The organism is Sphingobium sp. B2D3C (assembly GCF_025961835.1).
Classification (GTDB): Bacteria; Pseudomonadota; Alphaproteobacteria; order Sphingomonadales; family Sphingomonadaceae; genus Sphingobium.
Genome location: NZ_JAOQOK010000001.1, coordinates 1,834,254 through 1,853,401 on the forward strand (window position 1 = coordinate 1,834,254; position 19,148 = coordinate 1,853,401).

Genomic DNA, 19,148 nt, shown 5'->3' on the forward strand with positions numbered 1-19,148 from the left:
GTTTCTCCTACTCGTCGATCGGCCGGGGTCTGCAGGATCGCAGCATCATCCGACCGCCGCTCGCGAGGTGCGTATTCGACTGTCAGAAACCCCTCCGTCATGAACTCTCCGAACCTTTCAATGCGGCGCAGGAAGCACCACGAGTTCCTGCGTGTTCAGGGGAACCTTGCGCATAGATGAACGGTTCCCCTCCCCCCACGTTAACCACCGGTAACCAGAGTGGATCATGCGGCAGGACGACTTTGCGCCGACTCAACTCGGCGATGCAGGCGCACAGAAATGCGATGACCGACGAACAGGCGGGATCGTCCTTATCGCTCGGCGGGGGAGAGCAAAGGCATGCCTCGTGGTAGCGTGTCGGCGCCTATTCCATCAGCGCCGCGTCGCCCCAGGTCACCGGGTCGGGAAAGCGCTCAGCCTGCGCCGTCCGGGCGACCAGCTCAATGATGCGAACGCCGTCAATCGAGACATCAAACGACTGCGCCGCTTCCCCCGCCTGGGCCGGCTTGGAGCGGGCGAGCAGCTTGCCATCCCCATAGACCAAGAATGTCACCGGCTGCTGGCGGGAGCGCGCGGAGTCATCCACTCCCACGGAGGCGACGAAGCGCCGGAACCCCTCGTTACGCACCTCCACCCGCGAATTGGCGAGAATGCCAAGGCCGGTCTCGAAATGCGTGCCAGCAACGGATAGCGCCTGCCCGAACGGCGTCTGGTCCAGCCGTGCCCCGCCCCAGCCGCCATATTGCGTGCGCTCGCCTCCACCCTTGGTCCCGCGCCAGGGGAGGAGTCCGCGATACACCTGCGGGTCCGCCTCCGGCACGACCACGCCATCCTGCGCAGGATTGACCCGTGACGGCTGCTCGGAAAGATAAAGCCCGCCAACGAGCCGCCGCGCGCCCTCTGCGCGAAAGATCAGCGTCTCATAGGGTGCGAGGTCGAGGGCTTGCTCGCCGGTGAACTGGCGGTCTGCGCCCTGCCAGAGATCGGTCAGCCTGACCGGCGCACTGGTCGCGAACTTCAGATGATCCGCCGTCAGCACCGCCTTGGCGGGCGCGGCCGTGCGGTTGAAAACCGCGACCGCCTTGTCGCCATCGGCAAGCGTCTTCACGAAAATCTGCACATCCTGCGAATCGAAGGCGAGCACCGCCTGATTGCCTGCGGGGTCCTGATTGAGCGCGACGATCCGCTCATTGCCGAGGATCGCCAGCATCTGCGGCGAGGCCTTGCGCAGATCATAGCCGATGATCAGCGGCGCATTGACCATGGCCCACAGCGCCATGTGCGAGCGCGCACGGACGGGGTTGGTCATGTCGAAATCCCCGGTGCCGACGAACAGCATGTCGGGGTCATTCCAGGAGCCGGGGTGACCATAGAGCGGGCGATGCGCGACGCTGTCGAGATTGTGCAGCATCCGGCTCCAGGTGGGGAAGATATCCTCGCTGGTGCGGGACATGTTGCCGACCGTCCGGGACCATGCCCGCGAGTCCGCCGATCCCCACAGGCACAGCGAATACACATAATCCTGGTCGGGATTGTGCCGCTCCAGCGCCTGCCGCACCTCGTCATACAGCCCCTTGACGGCCGGTATGTCGGTCCGCCCGAGCGACTCCACGTCGATCAGCGGATCGAGGCCGCGATACTGCCCTGCCTTCACGCGCGGGTCGCTGGGTGGCAGCCCGCGAATACCGCAGGCGTCGACCTTGATGAGGTCAAAGCCCCATTCCTTGAAGTAGAGTGCGATGTCCTGATCGACATTACCATAGAGCCCCACTTCGCGCTCCAGCACCGTGCCTTCGGGCTGGTTGGGGAAGGTCGATGTGAACACCTGCCCGCAGGAATTACGGCCGATATCGGAATAAATGCCGGCCTTGAGGCCCATGGCGTGCAGCTTGTCAGTGAGCGGCCGAAAGCTGTTGCCGCCGCCTGCGGTCGCCGCCGAGGGAAAAGTCTCGGTCCTGATGAGCATCCGGCCATCCGGCTGGCGGCGCTTGAGCCACCAGCCATCATCGATGTTGATGTAGCGATAGCCTTTTGCGGCGAGGCCGCTCTCCACGATCACCCGCGCCGAGGCCATCAGCTTGGCTTCGTCGATATCGCTGGTGAAGGCGTTCCAGCTGTTCCAGCCCATTGGCGGCAGCGGGGCGTGCCCGCCGCTATAGATGCTCCAGCGCCCCGTGGGCGCCAGCGAATCAACCATAGCGCTGCGGGCGGCATCTGGCGACGCGGCGGGGGTTGTCTGGGCGCCAGCTTGCATCGCTGCCAACGCCGCCGCTGCCACACCTACCGCCAGCCGCAGACGGGACGCATGCCTGATGGTCATCGGGCCGCGCCGGCCTTGGAAACCAGATGCGCGCTGAAGAACGGCAGCACATGGTCCTGGAATCGGAACGCGACATGGCTGGTGTGCGTGCCCTCATAGAGGGTGAAGCTGTTGGCGATGCCGTAGGAATCGAGGACCTTGTGCAGCGTCTCGGTATCGGTCTTGAGACTATCCTGATCGCCGACGTCCATCGCGATCGCGGCATAGCCTTTCAGCGCGCCGATATATTGGTCGACAAAGGCCAATGGCGCATTGGCCGCCCATTTTGCCAGAATGGCATTGCGCTGCGCCTCATCGCCGCCCGGAAGATCGAGATAGAGCGGCGGCTTTTTGGGGTTGGGCGACCAGGCCGCGCCGACCGCAAGCTGCGCCCGCAACGGGAATGGCAGGTTCGCGGAGTCAGCGGGGGATTTGACCGCCGCGATCTGCGCCAACCCGGCTTCATCCAGCGCAAAGGCATCGCGCGCGGACAGGCAGCACGGGCTCATCAGATAGAGCGCCCCAAACTGATCGGCGTGCTTCATGCCGATCCGTGCCGCACCATAGCCGCCCATGGAATGGCCGACGAGGCCACGGCTCCGCGGGCTCGCCAGCGTGCGATAGTGGCTGTCGATATAGGCGATGAGATCGTGCGAGATGAACCGCTCAAAGTCGCCGGTTGTCGCCGAGCTTGAGTACATCGAGCCATTGTGAATGGTCTTGCTGTCCGGGAAGACCAGGATCATCTCCTGCGCGCCCTTGGCCAGCGCACCCTCGATCACTTGCGGCACATGGATTTCGCCGATCCACTGCTCAGCGCCGATGGAATAGCCGTGCAGAGCGTAGACGACCGGATATCGTTTGGCCCGATTGGCGGCATAACTGGGCGGCAGGACGACGATGACATTGCGATCGGCAGACTCGCCTTCCAGATTCCCTGCGATGGCCGGGGAATGGACCTTGATTCGCTCGAGCGTCACCTTCGGCGCGCCCGGCACCGGCGCCGGCGCGTTGGTGGCAACCTGCGCCAGAGCCGGCGCGGCAGGCGTCGCCAGGCACAGACCTGCCAGCAGGGCCGCGTGAATTGCGCTTGTCTTCATAGTCATCCCCATCCTCCTGTTTTTGATGATGATCAGCGGCAGCCAGTCAGCCACCGCGCAGTTGCTGCATGACGAGCGCCCGGATGCGCGCGTAATTCCCCTGCCGCAGCGGCCCCAACAACCCGCGCTGCGCCTCCGGCAGATGGGCAAGCGGATGCCCGTCGCGCTGAAAAACATAATGATCGAAATATGCGCGCCATGCTTCCCGCTCAGCCGCCGGACGCTCCGCGATGGCGATCATTGCCAGCATCATCGCCGTCATGGGCGCATCCGGGCCGGCGGAGAAGGCGTCCCACCAGTAATTGACGAGCATGTTAAAGGGTGCGGTCGCCTCCACCTGATGCCACCATAATTTGGGGAGGTAGAGCGCGTCGCCCGGCAGAAGCTCGACCGTAACGGCCCGCGCGCGGGCCTGCGCCATGCGGGGGTAACGGGGATCGCCCTCCGGCGCCGAAGCCGCGAGACTGACGGGCGGACCGGACAAGGTGCGGTCGATCGGCCCCACATACAGGTCGCCAATCGCATCGGGCGGATACAGCGTGAAGCACCGCCGGCCCGCCACCACGCAAGCGAGATTCTCGAACGTGTCGTAATGGCAGCTCACATGGGATGCGTTGCCCAGCCAGATGCGCGGCACCACGCCCTGCGGCATGAATGGCAGGGCATTGTCCGCCTCAAAGCCCGGCACATAGCTGCTGGTCGGCAGCGAGCCCATATACACCGTGCCATCGCCGGAGGTCTCGGCGCGGGTCAGGATCTGCCGCAAGCCCTCGCGCAGAGGCACCTCGCGCCGCTCGAAATTGAAGCCCTCCAGGCCATCGTCGTAAAAATAGCGCCCGGCAATGTCCGGCGCGCCGACGAAGATTTCTCCCGGCCGGTCGGTGGCGAAGCGGTCCAGATAGTCCGCGAGCGCACCGTCCGCCCGCGCCGCCGCACGGACGACGGGCCAATCGGCACACAGGCCGCGAATGACCGCAGGCCGGCAGGGTTCGACCAGCAGGCGCCGAAACGCCTCCGCGCCGGTAAGTGCCTCCCGGTCCAGTTCGGCAATGACGGCCGCCATCGAGCTTCTCCGATCAACCGGCCCGGGTCAGCATCTGGTTGCGACGCTCGGCCAGCACCGGAACCTGCTTGAGCGATGCGGCGACGCAATAGGCAAGCTGAAGATCGCCTTTGCGGAACAGCGCCAGCACGCTGGCATCGTCAAGATCGTGCAACCGATCGAGGCTGACCGTGTACAAGCCCGCCAGCTCAATGGTTTCGCCATCGTCGAACCGCAGCGAGATATCGATCGGTTGAATGATGCCCAAACGGTTGAGCGTGGCGATGAAGCGCTCGGCCTCCTGCTGGCCGGCGACAATCTGCCCAAGCAACCGCTGCATATGCCGCGTGGTCGATGTCGCCCCGCCATCCTCATCGAACAAAGGCTCGCCGGACACTTCGCTCAGGCGGGGGCTGGCCCGGTCGATCGCGATATTCTCACCGGACACGAAGAAGGCCTCACGCTGCTCATCGAGCGAGCGGAAAGGCGCCTTGCCGGAATGCGAGTCGACCAGCAGATTTTCGCCTTCCTTGAAGCCGAACAGGGCGCCGACATAGAAAGCGCCGGTTTCCGGGTTCTTCGCAAAGAGAATCGGGCAGACCGCCGCAGCCGCCGCAAATTCCGACGGCAGGACCGGCACGAAGTTGCGCGTTTCCGGCGAAATCGCGCCTAAACGCAGGTGCCGATGGGCCTGCGAATCCAGAATTTCGAGTGCCGCGTCCATGTCATCCCTCTCCTCATTTTTCTTGCGATGGCGGGAGCGCGCTTCTTGACGCCATTCTCCGCACCGCGAGTCCGATCGCTGTAATCCACCGCAGGAATCGGACGTTTTCGGTCGATAATCCAGCCCTTCGGTGGGCCATATATACACCGAAAATTTGAGCTTGATAGCGCTACCTTTTCGCACTAACGTTCAAGCATAGAAAAACACGATGTCTGGAGAGGGTGTAAGCGTGACGTGTCACGCCGACAAGGGACCACTTTATCCGCATCATGTGAAAACCGGCGGCAGCAATGCCGTTTCGTGGCGTCTTCTGTCCGGGAAACCGGCCAGCGGAGCCGTTCGATGATTACAAGTGGAGGGGGTTATGAAAAGCAATCAGCCTAACTTCGATTATCTCAATCGTCCTGCAATTCTCAAGGCGGTCCTGCTCGGCGCCCCCAGTGCCCTGGCGCTGATCGTCTCGGCACCGGCGATGGCCCAAAGCAGCGCAGCGCCCCAGAGCGCATCGACTGAAGACATCATCGTCACCGGCTACCGCGCCTCGCTCCAGCAGAATCTCGACATCAAGCGCGAATCCGCCGGCGTCGTGGAAGCGATCTCGGCCGAGGACATCGGCAAGTTCCCCGATCCTAACGTCGCGGCTGCCCTGCAGCGCCTGCCCGGCGTCTCCGTGCAGCGCAACGGTCGCCGTGGCGAGGCGGACGGCGTCACCATCCGCGGCTTTGGCGGCGACTTCATCGACACGCTGGTCGATGGCCGCCACATTTCCACCGCCATTGGCAACCGCGGTGTCGACTTCACGACCATCGGCTCGGACTTCGTCGGCCGGCTGAACGTCTACAAGACGCCCAATGTCGAACTCTCCACCAGCGCCATCGGCGGCTTCATCAATGTGGAGATGCCCAAGCCGTTCGACCGTCCGGGTTTCCAGGTCATCGGCCGCGCCTCCGGCTCGTACCAGTCGCGCAGCAAGGATGTGACGCCGTCTGCCGGCCTGTTGATCTCCAACACATTCGCCGATGACACCATCGGCATCCTCGGCAACGTCAACTATAAGCGCACGGACACCACCTCCAACCGCGTGTTCGTACCGGGCTGGATCGGCGCCAACTTCGCACCCTGTCAGGCCGGCCCGAACGTGCCGACCTGCACGCCGACCAGCGATGCGACCAGCGCCGCCTGGGCGACGCCCTCGAATCGCAATTCGGTGCTGAACTGGTTCCCGCAGCAAACCGGCATCGAGCAGATCCATACCAAGGACGAGCGCCTCGATGCGCGCATCGCTCTGCAGTGGCAGCCCTCGGACAATCTGCTCATCACGGTGGATGACAATTTCAGCCGTCAGACCGTGCACAGCAATGCGTTCGGCTATGCCGCCTGGTTCAACGGCAGTGACCTGCGCAACGTGAAGTATGACGAGAACGGCACGGTCGTCGATTTCTCGCAATTCGGCACGCCGATGGACTTCAACGCCAACTACACCCGCACCATTCTTGAGACGAACACCATCGGTGCGAACGTCAAATGGGATGTCAGCGAGAATCTCAAGCTGGATGTTGACGGCTTCATTTCCCGCAGCACCCGCAATCCGGGCCGGAACGGCTATAATGACAGCATGGACATCGGTTACGGTGGCACCAATGCTGGCGGCACGACCATCCTGGGAGCCAATACCGGCGTCACGATCCTCGGCCCCAGCAAGGACTATCTGCCGCAGATCCACGACATCGGTCCGGCAGGCAATGTCTCGCGCTTTACCGACACGAGCGTGATCGGTTCGCACGTTATTGTCCGTGGCGCGCCCTACAATGCTGACACCGTCAAGCAATTGCGGGCCGTTCTTCGCTGGGATCAGGACAACGTCAAGCTGGCCTTCGGTGGCCAGTATATGGAAGACAAGCTGTACGGCGAGAACACCAGCACGTTCAGCAACGGCGTGTTCGCGAGCCGCTCGGGCTATGGCACGCCTTCCGGACGCCCCGGCGGATCAAGCGGCGGCATCGCGCCATTGCCGGCCAGCGTCTATCAGGGCATCATCAGCACCGCGAACTGGATCCCCGGCTATCAGGGTAATCTCGGGCCTTCGGTCATCGTCTATGATCCCTATCAGGTCTACAAGCTGCTCGAAGCCTCGGGTGGATCAGTGGCGCCCACGCTCGATCCGGCCAGCGTGTATGAAATCCGCGAGAAGACCTATGCCATCTTCTTCCGGGCGACCTTCGACACCGATCTGGGCGGCATGCCGTTCAGCCTGACGGCCGGTCTGCGGCATGAAGGCACGCATCTGACCTCGAACGCGATCGGGCGCCGTCTGCTGGGCCTGTCGATCCCGTCGGGCGATCCGACCCTTATCCAGCCGAACCCGGCCTTGGGGACAAACGGCTTCTCCGATCCCACGACCATCTCGCGCAGTTCCAACTACACCTTCCTCCTGCCCAGCCTCGATGCGAAGCTGGAAGTGATGCCCAACCTGCTGCTGCGCATGAGTGCCTCACGGACCCTCACCCGTCCGGGCCTCGCCGCGCTGCGTCCCACCGTTACGCTGGGAACGTTGCGCGTGGGCAGCCTCTCGGCCAGTGGCGGCAACCCCGACCTCAAGCCGTATCTCTCCGATAACTTCGATGCGGCGGCGGAGTGGTACTATCAGCGCAACTCCTATGTTTCGGCTAACTTCTACCTCAAGCACATCACCAACTTCGTGGTCGGCGGTGTGTCGGTGCAGTCGATTGACGATGCGATCGATCCCAGCACCGGCCGGATTGCGCGCTTCAACGTGAACAGCCAGGTCAACGGGCCGGAAGCGACCGTGAAGGGCGTGGAAATCGCGGTGCAGCACGTCTTTGGCGAGAGCGGCTTCGGCTTCCAGGCCAATGCCACCTTCCCGTGGAGCAACCGCAACTACGATCCCACCAGCACGGACGGCTCGGCCTTCTCGATCACCGGCCTTGCCAAGTCCGCCAACCTGATCGCCTTCTATGACAAGGACGGTTTCCAGATCCGTGGCGCCCTCAACTGGCGTGACGAATATCTGGTCCGGCTCGGTCAGGATCAGGGCGGCACCTTCGGTGCGGAGCCGGTCTATGTCGATCAACAACTGCAGATCGATGCCTCGGCCAGCTATGACGTCACGCCTTTCGCGACGGTCTTTGTCGAGGCCAACAACCTCAACAATTCGACCTACAGCACGCACGGGCGGTTCAGCAATCAGACGCTGGATGTCTTCTCCTACGGGCGCCGCTTCTCGGCCGGTGTCCGCGTGAAGTACTGATCGGGTTGACTTCTTGCCGGGGGAGCGCACTCCTGCGCTCCCCCGCATCGTTCATGTGAGTGGTCATGGTTCATCCGGTCAAGAATATCGTGATCGTCGGCGGCGGCACCGCCGGGTGGCTGACGGCCGGGATCATCGCGGCGAGACATCGTGGCCGCATCCCGCACAGCTTCACCGTTACGCTGGTGGAATCGCCGAACACGCCGATCATTGGGGTTGGCGAAGGCACCTGGCCCACCTTGCGCTCGACGCTCAAGACCATGGGCGTATCCGAAACCGACTTCTTCCGCGAATGCGACGCGGCCTTCAAACAGGGCGCGCGCTTCAACCGCTGGACCACCGGCGCGGCCGATGACGGCTATTATCACCCGCTCGTCCTCCCGGAGGGTTTTGCCCGGGTCAATCTCGTCCCGCACTGGCTCGCCAACGGAAAAGGCCAGAGCTTTTGCGACACGGTGTGTCCGCAGGGCGTGATCTGCGACGAGAATCTAGGGCCCAAATCCATCACCACGGCTGAGTATGAAGGCGCCGCCAACTACGCCTATCATCTTGATGCCGGAAAGTTCGCGCCCTTCCTGCAGCGCCATTGCTGCGAGACTTTGGGCGTGCGCCATGTGCTGGCCGATGTCCGGCAAGTGCTGCTGGCGGAGGATGGCGACATCCGCGCCATCGACACGGAGCAGGCCGGCGAGATCGAAGGCGACGTGTTCATCGACTGCACGGGCTTTCGCAGCCTGCTGCTCGGCGATGCGCTGGGCGTGCCGTTCAAGGATTGCGGCGACATCCTGTTCTGCGACACCGCGCTGGCCGTGCAACTGCCCTATGAGAGCGAGAGCAGCCCGGTCGCGACGCACACCATCTCCACCGCGCAAAGCGCCGGCTGGATCTGGGACATCGGCCTGCCCTCCCGCCGGGGTATCGGCCATGTCTATTCCAGCCGCCACATCACGCAGGACGAGGCCGAGCGCGAGCTGCGCGCCTATCTCGGCCCGGCGGGCGCGGACCTTCCGTTAAGGAAGATCGACATCCGTTCGGGTCACCGCGAAATCTTCTGGAAGCGCAATTGCGTCGCGGTCGGTCTCGCCGCCGGTTTCCTAGAGCCGCTAGAGGCCTCAGCCATCGTGCTGGTGGAACTCTCCGCCAAGATGATCGCCGAGCAGATGCCGGCCTGCCGGGAGGTGATGGACATCATCGCCCGACGCTTCAACGAGACCACCAGCTACCGCTGGGGCCGGATCATCGATTTTCTCAAGCTGCATTATGTGCTGACCAAACGCACCGACAGCGCCTTCTGGCGGGACAATCTGCTGCCGGAGACCATCCCGGACCGCTTGGCGGACCTGCTGCACCTTTGGCGCTACCAGTCGCCCTGGTTCCATGACGAGTTCGACCGCATCGAGGAGGTCTTCCCCGCCGCGAGCTACCAATATGTGCTGTACGGCATGGGCTTCCGCACCGAGGTCGCGCCCGAAACGCTGACGCCCGAGGCCGCCGTCGCCATGCAGGCGATCCGCGAGAACAGCCGCCAGACCGACCGGCTGCGCACCAGCCTCCCCCGCCATCGCGACCTGCTGCGCAAGATCCGCGACTATGGCCTCCAGCCCGTCTGAGCTTGGGGGGCATGAGACAGGCTTCCGGCATTCAGGGCCTAGTCCCGCGCTTTTTGGGTAGCGCTACCTTTCTTCTACCACTTCGCATCTCGATCGCATTGACCTGCGGATGGCCGTGCGTCGTCGCCGCGCAATTGCCGCCTGCGCCCGTCATCCCCGCAATGCCTGCGCGAGGCGCGCCCAACTCAGAAGATGCCTTCGCCAACGTGCAGATATCCCCGCGACCGGAGGCCGAGCCGGTGGTGCTGCATGTCGCGTCGATTGGCGCAGAGACGGGCGACGGCAGCGCCGCACGTCCGTTCGGCACGCTGGTGCAGGCGCAGGCGGCGGTGCGGCGGCTGAACCGCGACAGGCCGGTCACCGTCCAGCTCGCCGACGGCGTTTATTCCCTCGCCGCGCCTTTGCACTTTGGCGCGGAGGATGGCGGCCATGCCGGCCATATCGTCCGCTGGGAAGCCGCGCCCGGCGCGAAGCCGACTCTTTCCGGCGGGTCGATCGTGCAGGGTTGGACGCTCGCGGACCGCGACCGCAACATCTGGACCGCGTCGATCGGCAAGGGCAGCGATCCGCGCCAATTATGGGTCGATGGCCGCCTCGCCCATCGCGCCGCTGTCGAGGCGCCTCGGAGCGCCTTCGCCTTTTTCGATTGGGGCATCCAGATTGTCGATCCGGCATGGCGCTTTCTTGCCGCTTTGCCGGACCAGAGTCGCATGGAGGTGGAGAACACCGGCTTTTTCACCGATCGACGGGCAGTCATCGACCGTATCGAGGGCGACCGCATTCTTCTCAAGCAGGCCGGCTGGCGCAACAATCTGATCGGCTACGACACCTTCGCCAAGCCGGTCTCCGGCAACAAGGCCCGCTTCTTCATTGCCAATGCCCTCGCCTTCATGCGCGCCGCAGGCGAGTGGTATGCCGATCCCGCCAAGGGTCTGCTCTACTATAAGCCGCAGGATGGCCACTCACCGGAGGGGCACGAGATCGTCGTGCCCCGACTGGAGGCGCTCATCACCATTGCCGGCAGCGCGGAGGCGCCAGTGTCCGATGTTGTCTTCGAAGGACTGGCCTTCCGCCACACAAGCTGGCGTGGGCCCAGCAGCGCCGAGGGCTATGCCAGCCAGCAGAGCGGGAGCTATCTCGCAGGCGACATCGCCAATTATCCCGCCGATCCAATTCGCGATTGCAGCTGGGGCTGTGCCGCGTTCGAGGCGCAACGCAACCACTGGCGCCAGCAGCCCGCCGCCGTGCAGATTTCCGCCGCGCGCCGGATCACGTTCCGCAATGTCACCTTCGCGCAACTGGGGCAGATCGCTCTTGGCATCGGCAACAACCCGGAGGCGAATGTGCGCGGCCCAGGGCTTGCCGCGCAGTCGATCGAGGTCAATGGCTCGCGCTTCGGCCCGCTGGCCGGCGGCGCGATCATGGTTGGGGGAACGACCGTCGATGCCCACCATCCCTCAAGGCCGGACTTGGCCGTCCGCGACATACTGATCCGCAACAATCACATCGAGACGGTATCGCAGGATTATCGCGAGCAGGCAGCCATTCTGGTTACCTACGCCTCGGCCACGCTCATCCTGCACAATGATGTTTCCGATGCGCCTTATGATGGCGTCGATGTCGGTTGGGGCTGGGGGACCAATGATCCCGGCGGCAACACCGCCTATATGACGCGGGCGCGCGGCTATTACGATCAGCCCGGCAACCGCATCTACGGGACGCCGACGATCCTGCGCGACACGGCGATCTTCGGCAACCGCGTTCATGGCGTGAAACGCTGGTTTCCGGACGGCGGGGCGATCTACCACCTCTCCGCCGATCCGGGCGCGCTGATTGCCGAAAACCACATCTATGATGTCCCCGGCGGCATCGGCGTCTATCTGGACGAAGGCTCGCGCTACGTCACCGTCCGCAATAACGTCATCGACGGCGTCGGCCTGTGGGTGAACCTCAATGCGCAGGATGATGCCCGGCCACGTCGAACCAATCTGGATAACATTGCCTCCGGTAACTGGTTCAACAGCGGCAAGGCCAATGGCAATTGGTCAACCTATCTGAACAACCACCTCGCCGATAACATCGCCGTCAACGGGCAGGCCTGGCCGCCCGAGGCGCGCGCCGTCATCGCCCGTGCCGGGGTCCAGATGGACGGCATCGCGCCATGACCGCCCTTCCCCATCCTTTCGCCGACTCAGACGCTGGAGACAGATCATGACCCCCGCACCCTCCCTACGCGCCCTCATCCTCGCCGGTGCTGCAGCGTTCGCCCTGCCGCTGGCCGCTCAGACGGACGACGCCAACACGGTCATGGCGCAGTCGGAGCGGCAGGCGGCGGAGATCGTGGCGAAGCTCACGCCGCAGGAAAAGGCGGACCAGCTTGTGAATGTCGCGCCCGCCATCCCGCGCCTTGGTATTCCCGGCTACAATTGGTGGACGGAATCGCTGCATGGCGCGATGGGCACGCTGCCCACCACCAACTTCCCCGAACCGATCGGCCTCGCCGCCACCTTCGATGCGCCGCTGGTCCATGATGTCGCCACCATCATCAGCGTCGAAATGCGCGGCCTGCATACGCTGGCGCGGCAGACCGGGCGGCTTGGGCGCATCGGCACGGGGCTCGACACATGGTCGCCCAACATCAACATTTTCCGCGATCCGCGTTGGGGACGTGGGCAGGAAACCTATGGCGAGGACCCCTTCCTCACCGCCGAGATCGGCAAGGCTTTCATCACCGGCATGCAGGGACCAGACCCGGCGCGGCCGAACATGATCGCGACACCCAAGCATTTCGCCGTGCACAGCGGCCCGGAATCGACGCGCCATCATGCCAATGTCTACGTCTCCCGCCACGATATGGAGGACACTTATCTGCCCGCCTTCCGCGCCGCCATTGTGGACGCCAAGGCGGGATCGATCATGTGCGCCTACAACCGCGTGAACGGGCAACCGGCCTGCGCCAGTGACGATCTGCTCAAGACGCATTTGCGCGATGCCTGGGGCTTCAAAGGCTATGTCGTCTCCGATTGCGATGCGGTGACGGATATCAGCCGCAACCATCATTATGCGCCGGATGCCGCCACGGCGGTCGCCGCAGCTATGCGCGCCGGCGTCGACAGCGAGTGCAATGGCGCGACGCTGAGCGACACCGCCAGGCTGGGCCAGCCCTATCTCCATGCGCTGAACCGCAATCTAATCACCCAGAGCGATGTCGATACCGCGCTCGTGCGGCTGTTCTCCGCCCGCCTGCGCAATGGCGATCTGCCCGGTCTGGCGCCGCGCCCGACCATCGCGCCCTCCGTCATCGGCGCGCCGGACCACAATGCGCTGGCGTTGAAGGCCGCCGAGAAAAGCCTGGTGCTGCTCAAAAATGATGGCGCGCTGCCGCTCAAGCCCAATGCCCGCATCGCCGTCATCGGCCCGCTGGCGGATGCCACCCGCGTGCTGCGCGGCAATTATTCCTCCACGCTCTCCGGCTCGCCGATATCTGTGCTGGAGGGGCTGCGACAGGCCATGCCCGCCGCGACGATCCACCATGCCCCCTTCGCCGAGACCTTTACCGATGGCGACCGCGTGCCGACAACGGCGCTCATTGCACCGGATGGCAAGCCCGGGCTGCTGGCGCGCTATTATAATCCCACGCAGACGCCGCCGGCCCGCTTCGCCCCGGGCACGTTCGACAGCGCCACAAAGGCAATGACCTTCCAGACCAGGCCGGTTGTGACCCGCAGGGAAGCCGATGTGTCAGGACGCAGCCTCGATCTGGCGAACGTCTCCGACCATCATCGCGTGGTATGGACCGGCTTCTTCGTCCCGCCCGAGAGCGGCACCTACCGGCTCGGCCTGTCCGGCTCCAACGGCGAGATGCTGCTCGACGGCAAGCCGTTCGTGGACCTCAAAAACTCGCGCTGGAACAGCCTGCCGACGATGAAGACGCTGACGCTGGAGAAGGGCAAGCGCTACCCGATCGAGATCACCATGACCTCGCACATCAATACCGGCATCGACCTGATGTGGAAGCGCGTTTCGCCCGATGCCGATGCGGCGCTTGCCGCTGCGGCGGCGCAATCGGACGTGATCGTCGCGGTCGTGGGCCTCACCTCGGATCTGGAAGCCGAGGAAACGCCGGTGAAGGTGCCGGGCTTCGAGGGTGGCGACAAGACCACGCTCGATCTGCCGGCCGAGCAGCTTGCCATGCTGGAAAAGGCCCGCGCGCTGGGCAAACCGCTGGTCATCGTGGCGATGAACGGCAGCCCGATCAATCTCGCCTGGGCGAAGGACCATGCAGCGGGCATCGTGGAGGCCTGGTATCCGGGGCAGAATGGCGGCCTCGCGGTGGCCAATGTCCTCTCCGGCAAGACCAATCCCTCCGGGCGCCTGCCCCTCACCTTCTATCGCAGCGTGGATGAGCTGCCACCGTTCGGCGATTACAGCATGGCCGGGCGGACCTATCGCTACTTCACCGGCACGCCGGTCTATGGCTTTGGCTATGGGCTGAGCTACACGCAATTCGCCTATGAGCCGCTGCGGGTGCAGGCTTCCAGCGATGCTGCGCAAGGCGTGCGGGTCTCGACCACCGTGCGCAATAGCGGGCAGCGAGCGGGCGAAGAGGTGGCGCAGCTCTATCTCGATTTCCCGGATGTGCCCGGCACCCCGCGTATCGCCTTGCGTGGCTTCCAGCGCGTGGCGCTAAAGCCCGGTGAATCCCGCCAAATCAGCTTCGATCTCTCGCCGCGCGATCTGAGCGCGGTGTCGCTGGGGGGCGTGCGGCAGGTCTTCCCCGGTGCGTATCGCGTGTCGGTCGGCTCGGCGCAGCCCGATAGCGGCCTGCCGGTGCAGAGCGCGGACTTCGCCATCGCCACCGGCGTCACCCTGCCGAAATAGGCGGGAGGCCCAGCCAGCCGCTCACGTCGACCTGCTGTGAGCGGCCAGCCTTCAGCCGCACGGTCAGGCGCTGGCTGGCGAAGCGGACCGTCCGCTCCGCATCGATGGCGCTGGTGAGCGTGAGCGTGCGCGGCCGGGACTGCGCCCAGCTGAAATCGACGCTGCAGGCGCCCCGCGCCCGCAGCCCCCGCACCGCGCCGGTCGGCCAAGCCGAGGGCAGAGCCGGCAGGAGATGGATCTCACCGCCCCGGCAGCGCATGAGCATATGCGCGATGCCAGCGGTGCCGCCGAAATTGCCGTCGATCTGGAAAGGCGGATGGGCATCGAACAAATTGGGATAAGTCCGCTCCGGCCCAAGCAAAAAGCGCAGGATGCGGTGGGCGCGGTCGCCATCGCCAAGCCGCGCCCACAGGTTGATCCGCCAGGCCGTCGCCCAGCCCGTTCCGAGATCGCCGCGCAATTCCAGCGAGCGGCGCGCCGCCGCCGCGAGCGCTGGCGTGTCGTCCAGATCGATCTGCTGGCTCGGGAACAGCCCGTAGAGATGCGAGACGTGGCGATGGTCCGGCTCGGGCGCCTGCGCATCCCAATCCTGCTGCCATTCCTGCAACTGCCCTTGCGCGCCGATGCGATCCGGCGCGAGACGGCGACGCAAGGCGCGAAGCTCCGCCGCGAACGCGCTGTCGATGCCGAGCAAATCGGCGGCCTGCGCTGTCTGGTCGAACAGGTCGCGCAAAATCTGCTGGTCCATCGCCGGCCCGGCGCAGATCGCGATGTCGCCATGATGGGCGTTCTCCGGAGAGAGCGACGGGCTGGTAACGAGAGCGCCGGTCTCGGGATCGACCTGCAGCGTATCGACAAAGAACAGCGCCGCCCCGCGCATGAGCGGATAGACATCGCGCAGGAAGGTCGTGTCCCGCCCATAATCCCAGCGCTCCCACAAATGGGTGCACAGCCACGCCCCGCCCGTCGGCCACAGGCCCCAGCGCGCGCCATCCACCGGCGCGGTGGCGCGCCAGGTATCGCTGTTATGATGCGCCACCCAGCCGCGCGCGCCATACATCTCCCGCGCGGTGCGGGCGCCGCTTTCCGCCAGTTCCCGCACCATCCGCACCAGCGGCTCGGTGCATTCGGGCAAGGCCGTGATCTCGGCCGGCCAGTAATTCATCTGCGTGTTGATGTTGATCGTGTATTTCGATCCCCAAGGCGGATCGATGCTCTCATTCCAGATACCCTGCAGGTTCGCGGCCTGGGAGCCGGGGCGCGACGAGGCGATCAGCAGATAGCGCCCATAATTGAAGTAGAGCGCCGCCAGGCCGGGGTCATTGCGGCTCTGCGCGGCGATCACGCGCTCATCGGTGGGCAGCGCGCCGGCGCTGTCATCGCCAAGGTCGATCTCGACGCGGCGGTACAGGGCGCGATGGGCAGCGACCGCTTCACCATGCAGTTGCTCGGTGCTGCGCGCCATCGCGTCGACGATCCAGCCGCGCACAAGTGCATCCGGATCGCCGGAGACGTCGTCGAAACGGCGGAAGCTCGTCGCCATCGCGACCAGCACCGTCACCGCCCGCGCGCCGCGCAGCGCCAGATGATCGCGCTGCGCGGTGAGCGAGCCGCCTTCCGAGATCACGCGCACCAGCCCTGCCAGCTTCAGCGCGCCATCGACACCATGCGCCCCGCGATTGCGCCCCCGGATGAGCAGCAGCCCGTCGCGAGCCTCCACCTGAGCCTCCTGCGCCGGCGTGAAGCCGATATCGAGATCGAGCGACGCCGGGCCATCCACCTTGTGGCGCAGCACGACCACCTGTCGCACGGGCGAGGCAAAGACCGTGCGCTCATGCCGGGTGTTCGCCAGCGTGAACGTCGTCGTCGCCGTGGCGCGGTCGAGGTCCAGCACGCGCGCATAATCCGCCGGGACAGCAGCGGACGCGGCGCCCGGCAAGCTGAGCAACAGATCCCCAAAGCTCTGATAAGCCATCTGCTCGACCGGCTGGCCGATCAGCGTGCGGTTCGCGAGGTCGTGCGCCTGCGCATGATGCCCCTGCGCGATCAGCCTGCGCACCTCCGGCAAGGCGGCACGGGCAGCGGGATTGACCGGATCATAAGGCCCGCCGGACCATAATGTATCCTCGTTGAGTTGCAGGCGCTCGGTTCCGACGCCGCCGAACACCATTGCGCCGATCCGGCCATTGCCGACCGGCAGGGCCTGCGTCCATTCTGTGGCCGGGCGCCGATACCAAAGCCGGTCGCGCAAGGGTCTGTCGCTCTCGGACGCGGCCACGGCGGCGCCCGGCAAACAGGCATTGGCGGCGAGCAGCAGCGAGCCTTCCAGCACATCGCGGCGCGTGACCATGGCTCAACGGTCCTTTCGGCTAGCGGGTCCAGACATAAGGCCCCACGATGGTGCCGGTGAACCCGCCTGCATCCTGTGTGCTGAGGAACCGGGCATCCACATCCGCCGCGAGCCGGCCCATGCCCCCTGCCCCCGCATAATCGAAGGACATGGTGCCGCCGTTCGCGCGGATCGTCAGCGTCATCGGGCCACGGTTGTCGACCGGGGCAGAGGCAACCACCTGCTCCTTGCCTTTGGCGCGCGCGTACAGCGTGATCGCATCCTGGCCGTTCAGGCGCGTAAGGCCGAAGAACAGCCAGGCATCGTCGCTTTGCATCGCGGCAAGGCCGGCGCGGTCGCCTTCCTGCTCCGGCGAGAAGGTCACGACCGTGCGCATCGTCGCGACATGATGCTGCTGGCGCCGCCCGAGGAAGGCGGGCGTTCCGGCCTTGTCACCGAGCGGTGCGGCGCTGGCCAGCACCAGATCGCCACGCTCCAGCCGATAGAACGGGTGATCCGGCGTGCGGACGCCAACCCATTGCATGGCCAGCTGGTCGCCCTCGAAGCTGTCGGCATACGCGAAATCGCCGCTGGTCGGCAGCGGCGGCCGGACCTGTGGAGACAGCGCGGGCGCCTTGGGCGCGAACGGAATCGTCTCGCCATGCGGCAGGATGACCGGCCAGCCGTCTTTCCACTGGACCGGCAGCAGGAAGGTCTCGCGGCCGATATTGTAATAGTTGTCGGCATAAGGCCGCACCGCCAGAAAGGTTGCCCACCAGTCACCTGCCGGGGTCTGGACGAGCTTGGCGTGGCCGGCGGAGGTGATCGGATCGAGCCGCGCGGGGTCGAGGTCGCGCTGGGTGAGGATCGGGTTATCCTTGTGCGGCACATAAGGTCCGCGCAGCTTGCGCGAGCGGAACACCACCTGGGAGTGATCGACGCTCGTGCCACCTTCCGCTGCGGTCAGATAATACCAGCCATCCTTGCGCAGAATGTGCGGCCCCTCGATCCAGATCGGCTTCTTGCTCAGGTCCACCCCGCCATTGACGAGCTGGGTGCTCGGCCCGACCATCTTGCCGGCCCGCCAGTCATATTCCTGAATCCAGATTGCGCGGTGCCCCTCATAGCGCGGCGTCTCATCCGGCCCGCGATTGTTGACGATATAGGCTTTGTCGCCTTCCCAATAGATGGACGGGTCGATCCCCTCGAACGGTAGCCAGATGGGGTCGGACCAGGGGCCGGCGGGGTTCTTGGCGGTGATGACGAAATTGTCCCGGCATCCCACGCAGGTGTTGACGATGTAGAAGGTGCCATCGTGAAAGCTGATGTCCGGCGCGAACACCGCCTCGGACACGCCTCGCCCGGCAAGATTGAGCTGGTCTGGCCGGTCGATCGCATTGCCGATCTGCGTCCAGTTCACCAGATCCCTGGAATGCCAGACCGAAAGCCCCGGAAAATGCGCGAAGGATGAGGTGACGAGATAATAATCCTCCCCCACCCGCGTAATCGAGGGATCGGGATAATAGCCTGAGAGGATTGGGTTGCGGTAGGCGCCGGGCTTGACCGTTACCTGCTCGATGGACTGGCCATCATAATCGAAGCTTGCAAAGCGGGCCTCCGGCCCTGCCCATGCCGCCGCGGGCATCAAGGCCAGCGCTGCGGCCATCCATCCACGCGCCCACAGTCCCGCCGCGATCTTCATCGTCCCTCTCCTTTTTGCGGCACGCTGATCCTGTGCGGATTCGCTGCCCTGAGTCACTTTGGTAGCGCTCCCATTTCTCCTTGCCCAGCCCTGTTTATCTGCAGGAGCGCCTATCCTCTTCCAAACAGGACAAATTCATGCGCGAGCGGAATCCATTTGACCGCGCCACATCCGTAATGGTAGCGCTACCTTA

10 protein-coding genes are annotated in these 19,148 nt (G+C 64.8%); 4 read left to right on the plus strand and 6 right to left on the minus strand.

Translation table 11 applies throughout. The annotated features are described in order from the left end of the window. Positions 1-364 precede the first annotated feature (364 nt). The 4 genes from M2339_RS08555 to M2339_RS08570 form a co-directional block, all read right to left on the minus strand. A complete protein-coding gene (locus M2339_RS08555; RefSeq protein WP_264586901.1) occupies positions 365-2,197 on the minus strand; it encodes an NPCBM/NEW2 domain-containing protein in 1,833 nt (610 codons plus the stop codon). A gap of 119 nt (positions 2,198-2,316) precedes the next feature. After that, positions 2,317-3,399: an esterase family protein gene (locus M2339_RS08560; protein WP_264588331.1), complete on the minus strand. Its 1,083-nt coding sequence runs from the start codon at positions 3,397-3,399 to the stop codon at positions 2,317-2,319. Between the two features lie 46 nt (positions 3,400-3,445). Next, complete coding sequence (locus M2339_RS08565) at positions 3,446-4,462, minus strand: cupin-like domain-containing protein (protein WP_264586900.1); 1,017 nt, start codon at positions 4,460-4,462, stop codon at positions 3,446-3,448. A 13-nt stretch (positions 4,463-4,475) separates the two neighbouring features. Further along, positions 4,476-5,165, minus strand: a complete 690-nt coding sequence (locus M2339_RS08570; protein ID WP_264586899.1) for a SapC family protein — start codon at positions 5,163-5,165, stop codon at positions 4,476-4,478. A gap of 364 nt (positions 5,166-5,529) precedes the next feature. On the opposite strand from M2339_RS08570, the gene M2339_RS08575 reads away from it, so the two are divergent. The 4 genes from M2339_RS08575 (at position 5,530) to M2339_RS08590 (ending at position 14,924) form a co-directional block, all read left to right on the plus strand. After that, positions 5,530-8,433: a TonB-dependent receptor gene (locus M2339_RS08575; protein ID WP_264586898.1), complete on the plus strand. Its 2,904-nt coding sequence runs from the start codon at positions 5,530-5,532 to the stop codon at positions 8,431-8,433. Between the two features lie 65 nt (positions 8,434-8,498). Then, positions 8,499-10,043, plus strand: coding sequence for a tryptophan halogenase family protein (locus M2339_RS08580; protein ID WP_264586897.1), 1,545 nt, complete (start codon positions 8,499-8,501; stop codon positions 10,041-10,043). 161 nt (positions 10,044-10,204) lie between these two features. Beyond that, complete coding sequence (locus tag M2339_RS08585) at positions 10,205-12,208, plus strand: right-handed parallel beta-helix repeat-containing protein (protein ID WP_264606298.1); 2,004 nt, start codon at positions 10,205-10,207, stop codon at positions 12,206-12,208. 46 nt (positions 12,209-12,254) lie between these two features. Then, a complete protein-coding gene (locus tag M2339_RS08590) occupies positions 12,255-14,924 on the plus strand; it encodes a glycoside hydrolase family 3 C-terminal domain-containing protein (RefSeq protein WP_264586895.1) in 2,670 nt (889 codons plus the stop codon). Here M2339_RS08590 and M2339_RS08595 read toward each other — a convergent pair. Both M2339_RS08595 and M2339_RS08600 read right to left on the minus strand, forming a co-directional pair. Continuing rightward, positions 14,908-17,274: a glycoside hydrolase family 95 protein gene (locus tag M2339_RS08595; protein WP_264606299.1), complete on the minus strand. Its 2,367-nt coding sequence runs from the start codon at positions 17,272-17,274 to the stop codon at positions 14,908-14,910. The genes M2339_RS08590 and M2339_RS08595 overlap by 17 nt on opposite strands. Positions 17,275-17,293: 19 nt before the next feature. After that, complete coding sequence (locus M2339_RS08600) at positions 17,294-18,955, minus strand: glycoside hydrolase family 43 protein (RefSeq protein ID WP_413714784.1); 1,662 nt, start codon at positions 18,953-18,955, stop codon at positions 17,294-17,296. Positions 18,956-19,148: the final 193 nt, after the last annotated feature.

Excerpts from the sequence above, each read along its gene's own strand:
- M2339_RS08590 (WP_264586895.1), top strand. The coding sequence starts at position 12,255 with ATGACCCCCGCACCCTCCCTACGCGCCCTCATCCTCGCCGGTGCTGCA.
- M2339_RS08560 (WP_264588331.1), bottom strand. The coding sequence starts at position 3,399 with ATGAAGACAAGCGCAATTCACGCGGCCCTGCTGGCAGGTCTGTGCCTG.
- M2339_RS08565 (WP_264586900.1), bottom strand. The coding sequence starts at position 4,462 with ATGGCGGCCGTCATTGCCGAACTGGACCGGGAGGCACTTACCGGCGCG.
- M2339_RS08585 (WP_264606298.1), top strand. The coding sequence starts at position 10,205 with ATGCCTGCGCGAGGCGCGCCCAACTCAGAAGATGCCTTCGCCAACGTG.
- M2339_RS08575 (WP_264586898.1), top strand. The coding sequence starts at position 5,530 with ATGAAAAGCAATCAGCCTAACTTCGATTATCTCAATCGTCCTGCAATT.
- M2339_RS08595 (WP_264606299.1), bottom strand. The coding sequence starts at position 17,274 with ATGGTCACGCGCCGCGATGTGCTGGAAGGCTCGCTGCTGCTCGCCGCC.
- M2339_RS08600 (WP_413714784.1), bottom strand. The coding sequence starts at position 18,955 with ATGAAGATCGCGGCGGGACTGTGGGCGCGTGGATGGATGGCCGCAGCG.
- M2339_RS08580 (WP_264586897.1), top strand. The coding sequence starts at position 8,499 with ATGGTTCATCCGGTCAAGAATATCGTGATCGTCGGCGGCGGCACCGCC.
- M2339_RS08555 (WP_264586901.1), bottom strand. The coding sequence starts at position 2,197 with ATGGTTGATTCGCTGGCGCCCACGGGGCGCTGGAGCATCTATAGCGGC.
- M2339_RS08570 (WP_264586899.1), bottom strand. The coding sequence starts at position 5,165 with ATGGACGCGGCACTCGAAATTCTGGATTCGCAGGCCCATCGGCACCTG.